We start from the raw sequence: 4,302 nt of genomic DNA on the forward strand, positions 1-4,302 counted from the left end.
GGTGGAGGGAATCAACAATAAACTTAAACTAATAAAACGGAGAGGCTATGGCTTTAGAAACTTTCGGAATTTTTGGGTTAGAAGTATGTTATCTTGGCATCTTGTATGTTGATTTAGCATAAAGGGTAACGAAGAGCCGAAAATTTATTGTAATTTCTCAATGATACTGATAATGATTCTCTTTAGCTGGGGGAGATTGTTTTGAATCACTTTCCAGACGACTTTTTCATCAATTGCCCAATATTCATGAACTAATTTATCCCGCATACCTGCGATGTTTTTCCAAGGAATATTGGGATAATTAACTCTCACTTCATCAGGAATATTTTTGACTGCTTCCCCGATTATTTCAATTAATTTTACTGCCGAAAGAAAGATTTCTATCTTAGTTGAAAATTCGGCAAAGCTTAGATCCTGAGTCATCTTTTCTAGTTGAGAAATTGCCTCTAGAATGTCTTGCAAGAAATCTCTAAATTCCCGTTGTGTCATACATAAATAACCTCGGATAAAATTCTTTCTCTCCTTCTTCCTTTTAAGCCATTTTTACTGATAACATCCGCTTTTACCTTAAGTAAATCACTTAAATAATATTCCAGATCTACTAAATCTAGTAAACTAGGCGGTTCTGTATAATCTATCAGAATATTAACTTCACTATTTTCCTGCACTTCTCCTTTTACATAATCTCCAAAAATACCTAATTCACTGACATGATACTTTTCTTTTACTAAGGACTTAACTTGACCCAAAATCGCTTTAATTTCTTCTAAATTTTTCATGATGCTTACCTTCTAAGATAACGGAAAAGACTTCTACCCTACTGATCAAAATGTTATTTCCTGTATCTGTATTGTAGCAGATATCGGATGAAAGGATAAACCATACTCCTTGAAATCATGGGAATTGAGAGAGTTAGGCCAAAAATACCCCCTCAATTGACTGAATTAAGGGGGCATTTGTCGCAGATATTTATCAAGAAATTCCTCTGATGTTAAACAATCAAAATCAGCAATAATTTTGATTAATTCTCGATTTTCAGACAAAAAGATTTCTGCCGCACCATATTTGGCAGTTAGATAGATAAAAACATCTTCAGAAGGCACTAATTTTTCTGCAATTATCTGACTTGCTTCTGCTTTCATTGCAATCGTTTCTGGTATAAATAAGCAATTAAGATTCTGCCAGATTTGATCTACTATTTTGGCTGCTTTTGCCAACTCGTAAAATTTGGTTAATGAGTTCCTGGGAAATAATAACTTTGATTGAAGATTGATTATTGGGGGTATAATATCCTAACCATGTAAGAATTCGCTCTTGTGGTGAGAGGGGTTTTAATTGACCAATAATATAAATATTTGTATCTAAAAAAATTCTCCTCATTCATACCGCTCCTGAAATAGTTCTTGCTTCACTTTACGAATAAGCTCTAAAATCTGTTCATCAGTGTCGATACCTGCTTCTTTAAATGCAGCTTGCATCTTACGAGCTTGTTCAAATTCTACTTGTTCATTTTGATCGGGAACAATAATAACAACTTCAATCTCTGTGTCTGTTGGCAAATCTTGATGGGGTTGCTCGATAATTAATTGTCCATCTTTGATTTTGGCTTTAGTCTGAATAAATTGCATTTTTGATTTCTCCTCAGACTCAATCTGGTTTATTATATCTATCTTATCATTTTCGAGCGACTAATGTGTAAGAGGAAGATATATAAAAAAACAAAACCCCCTCAACTGACTGAATGAAGCGGCGATCACAAGTTTTTTATTAATGTTTTTTAGGAGACTTTTGTGGTTTCCTTTTCTGAGGGTTTGGAGGGTTTTAGTTGGCACTTGAGGGTTATCTCCATACTTTCACCCGCATTATATCAAAATGATAATCATAGCTCCAAACAGGTAGATCTAATTCGATTGAGATGATAGCAGTCAAAGCATCAACAATAGTAATAGTTTGATCAGGAAATTGTTTAGCTTTTGCTATGGCTGCGAAATACTGATCTTCTGTCGGATTGATCAGATTAGCAGATTCTAAGCAATTTTGTGTGAAATGAGTGGCTTGTTCAAATCCTAATCTATATAGAGGCAAGCTGTAAATTCGGCTAAAACAGCGTCATGATTGATGGATGTGTCAGTATAGCCACTTCCTTTGGGTGCGGGAGATAAGTGAAAAGATTTTTTCGGTTTGGATAAATAGCCTTTCGCTATTAAAAATGATTCTATAGCCGTTTGTACTGTATCAGAAGAAGATACCTTATGCTCTTGATTGTAGGCGGCTAGAGCATTAATTATGGTGGTGGGTAGCTCAATCGTCACCTGTTGCATAACCAAAATCCTCTTGATTTAATCATGTCCCTATTATACAATAAACCCCCTCAACTGACTGAATGAAGGGGCATTTATCGTATTTTGTCAGCAATTTAGCCTACTTTTGTGGTTTCGTTTTCTGATGTTTTGGAGGATTTTAGTTTGCGTTTCAGGGTTGAAGCTGCGCCTAATGCACCAAAGGAGCCAATAGCTAAAAGTCCAGCGGTTGAGGAGGGTTCAGGAACAATTTGTATAGCCCCTTTGCAGCTACCGGGGCAACCGCCATAGTCATAGCCTGGCCCCGGCCGCTTGAAGGTGCTACTAAAATCCGGCCGGGTGAATACTTGATAATCTTCATTTTCAGTACCCCCTACATGGAAAGCTAGACCTCCAAAAGAAAAGTTACCAGCTTTATACCCTGCTGGAAGCACTCCCGGAGCAAAGCCACCATTGGGATTGTAAAGGTTATCCGTCTTCGAGTGAGGAATCTGGTCTCCCGCCGCGGCAATATTGGTATATTCGGGAAGTATTGCAGTAATAGGGTTAGTGATGCCGCCTGGGTCAGTCTCTGTTCCCGTCACGCCAAGGATTTTGTAGCCTGTAAAGGTATATTTTGGAGAAGTTAAACCACTGGTTGGATCAGTGTAAGCGGGTACATCAGTCACAGTAGTCAGCGTGTCCTCCGTAGTCAGATTCAGTTTAAATAAATCACCGTCCGAAGTTAAAAAGTCGAACTTGAAGCTAAGTTGAGCAGCAGGAGGAGCAGCGTGAGCAGGACTTGTAGATAGTCCGATTAGTGCAGTGGTTACAGCCGCTCCAAGAATCGCGGCTGAGATGCTGTTTTTCATTTTTTTTCTTCTCAATAGTGCGGTTATCCCCTCCCAGCTAGGTCAAAGCAACACCCCAACCCAACTCCAAAGGGAGACAACGGGATTATACACATTCCCCCCCCCACAACTGTATCAAAAGTTACAATTTAATAAATCCTTACATTCCTCTCCCTAGCTTAGGGATTCACAGGGGAAGGAGTCTCAGGTGTTTTCCCCTGTTTTACCCCTTCTCAAGCGACCTATTGCCTTCCGTGAGGGATTGTGGCGCGGTATGTCGGATTTGCTGCTTAATTATTGGGAATTAATGAAATCTTGAGGATGAACGATGGTAATATTGGGAATACGGATAAAGTCATCAGGATTAAAGGTTAATAAATGGGTAATGTTAGAAGCTTTCATGACAGCAAGAAGCCTAATATCATGAGTGCGTTTTCCTTTAATGTTGTAGATGGTGACTAATTGAAACCAAAGGGGAAAAATATCCGGCGTTTCTGCAATTAATGTAAAGTTATCTAATAAATCATTGACATAATTTGTAGCTTGTGCTGGAGTCCAACCTAAACCATTAACATCAAGGGGTCGGGTTGCAACTACCCAAAATTCAATTAAAACTTGAGGAATAATAACACATTCATTAGCTGTTTCGACGATTTGAGTAATTACATTATTAGCAAGAGAATAAGTTGCTGAAGACGTATCAGCCGCCCGAAGCAAAATGTTAGTATCCAGTAAATATTGAGTCATTAGTCTTCATACATAGTGTCACGGTGTAAAGCTTCATCAGGTAAATTCGCACTTGTTTTAGGAAGTTTAGCGATTACTTTCTGCCATTTTTGAGCTTTTTCCTGGGGAGTGAGACTATAATCTGGGGAAGGGAGGGAAATTCTTGAGGTGAGAGATTCGGTGAAGGATAACACTTCTTGTTGTTTTTCTAAGGGAAGTTTTCTTAGGTTTTTAATGATAACTTGTTCAATGTTCATTTGACTTAGACTAATAGGCAACCATATCAATCATATCTCATGCCGCAATTTCTCTATATTTAATAAATCTGGTTCTTCGGTTTGTCTTATGCAATGGACGGGGTTATAAAGAATGAAACCTTTATAGAGACAGACATTGCCGCAATTTTTGTCAATTGTTTGCGATCTGGAGCGAACTAATCAATTAAA

General features: G+C 38.0%; 11 protein-coding genes. 1 reads left to right on the top strand and 10 read right to left on the bottom strand.

What is annotated here, in order from left to right; translation table 11 throughout:
• Positions 1-112, top strand: a 112-nt coding sequence (locus tag PX482_RS05420) for a transposase (protein ID WP_071784045.1), incomplete at its 5' end; no start/stop codon positions are given.
• 32 nt (positions 113-144) lie between these two features.
• On the opposite strand, the gene PX482_RS05425 is transcribed toward PX482_RS05420, so the two are convergent.
• The 10 genes from PX482_RS05425 to PX482_RS05470 form a co-directional block, all read right to left on the bottom strand.
• Positions 145-489: a HepT-like ribonuclease domain-containing protein gene (locus PX482_RS05425; protein ID WP_002757239.1), complete on the bottom strand. Its 345-nt coding sequence runs from the start codon at positions 487-489 to the stop codon at positions 145-147.
• Positions 486-779 carry a nucleotidyltransferase family protein gene (locus PX482_RS05430; RefSeq protein ID WP_002757241.1) on the bottom strand — a complete coding sequence of 98 codons (294 nt, stop codon included), beginning with the start codon at positions 777-779 and terminating at the stop codon, positions 486-488. The genes PX482_RS05425 and PX482_RS05430 overlap by 4 nt, the downstream gene beginning before the upstream one ends.
• Before the next feature lie 165 nt (positions 780-944).
• Positions 945-1,142, bottom strand: a complete 198-nt coding sequence (locus tag PX482_RS05435; protein ID WP_002757243.1) for a PIN domain-containing protein — start codon at positions 1,140-1,142, stop codon at positions 945-947.
• A gap of 28 nt (positions 1,143-1,170) precedes the next feature.
• Positions 1,171-1,380 carry a PIN domain-containing protein gene (locus PX482_RS05440; protein WP_002757244.1) on the bottom strand — a complete coding sequence of 70 codons (210 nt, stop codon included), beginning with the start codon at positions 1,378-1,380 and terminating at the stop codon, positions 1,171-1,173.
• Positions 1,377-1,628 carry a hypothetical protein gene (locus tag PX482_RS05445; protein ID WP_288024958.1) on the bottom strand — a complete coding sequence of 84 codons (252 nt, stop codon included), beginning with the start codon at positions 1,626-1,628 and terminating at the stop codon, positions 1,377-1,379. The genes PX482_RS05440 and PX482_RS05445 overlap by 4 nt, the downstream gene beginning before the upstream one ends.
• A gap of 211 nt (positions 1,629-1,839) precedes the next feature.
• The gene (locus tag PX482_RS05450) at positions 1,840-2,085 is read right to left on the bottom strand and encodes a PIN domain-containing protein (RefSeq protein ID WP_002757248.1); all 246 of its coding nucleotides are present in this window, start codon (positions 2,083-2,085) and stop codon (positions 1,840-1,842) included.
• Positions 2,067-2,321: a hypothetical protein gene (locus PX482_RS05455; RefSeq protein WP_002757250.1), complete on the bottom strand. Its 255-nt coding sequence runs from the start codon at positions 2,319-2,321 to the stop codon at positions 2,067-2,069. Before PX482_RS05455 ends, PX482_RS05450 begins: the two co-directional genes overlap by 19 nt.
• A gap of 95 nt (positions 2,322-2,416) precedes the next feature.
• The gene (locus PX482_RS05460) at positions 2,417-3,151 is read right to left on the bottom strand and encodes a PEP-CTERM sorting domain-containing protein (RefSeq protein ID WP_288094518.1); all 735 of its coding nucleotides are present in this window, start codon (positions 3,149-3,151) and stop codon (positions 2,417-2,419) included.
• A gap of 273 nt (positions 3,152-3,424) precedes the next feature.
• Entirely contained in the window at positions 3,425-3,877 is a 453-nt protein-coding gene (locus PX482_RS05465; protein WP_288122172.1) for a type II toxin-antitoxin system VapC family toxin, read from the bottom strand.
• The gene (locus tag PX482_RS05470; RefSeq protein WP_008202209.1) at positions 3,877-4,113 is read right to left on the bottom strand and encodes a hypothetical protein; all 237 of its coding nucleotides are present in this window, start codon (positions 4,111-4,113) and stop codon (positions 3,877-3,879) included. Before PX482_RS05470 ends, PX482_RS05465 begins: the two co-directional genes overlap by 1 nt.
• Positions 4,114-4,302 lie beyond the last annotated feature (189 nt).

The organism is Microcystis sp. M53602_WE12 (assembly GCF_030065455.1).
GTDB lineage: Bacteria > Cyanobacteriota > Cyanobacteriia > Cyanobacteriales > Microcystaceae > Microcystis > Microcystis aeruginosa.

What these genes read in the sequence shown, in the direction of transcription:
- PX482_RS05465 (WP_288122172.1), bottom strand. Translation starts at nt 3,877, where the DNA reads ATGACTCAATATTTACTGGATACTAACATTTTGCTTCGGGCGGCTGAT.
- PX482_RS05440 (WP_002757244.1), bottom strand. Translation starts at nt 1,380, where the DNA reads ATGAGGAGAATTTTTTTAGATACAAATATTTATATTATTGGTCAATTA.
- PX482_RS05435 (WP_002757243.1), bottom strand. Translation starts at nt 1,142, where the DNA reads ATGAAAGCAGAAGCAAGTCAGATAATTGCAGAAAAATTAGTGCCTTCT.
- PX482_RS05425 (WP_002757239.1), bottom strand. Translation starts at nt 489, where the DNA reads ATGACACAACGGGAATTTAGAGATTTCTTGCAAGACATTCTAGAGGCA.
- PX482_RS05460 (WP_288094518.1), bottom strand. Translation starts at nt 3,151, where the DNA reads ATGAAAAACAGCATCTCAGCCGCGATTCTTGGAGCGGCTGTAACCACT.
- PX482_RS05445 (WP_288024958.1), bottom strand. Translation starts at nt 1,628, where the DNA reads ATGCAATTTATTCAGACTAAAGCCAAAATCAAAGATGGACAATTAATT.
- PX482_RS05430 (WP_002757241.1), bottom strand. Translation starts at nt 779, where the DNA reads ATGAAAAATTTAGAAGAAATTAAAGCGATTTTGGGTCAAGTTAAGTCC.
- PX482_RS05455 (WP_002757250.1), bottom strand. Translation starts at nt 2,321, where the DNA reads ATGCAACAGGTGACGATTGAGCTACCCACCACCATAATTAATGCTCTA.
- PX482_RS05470 (WP_008202209.1), bottom strand. Translation starts at nt 4,113, where the DNA reads ATGAACATTGAACAAGTTATCATTAAAAACCTAAGAAAACTTCCCTTA.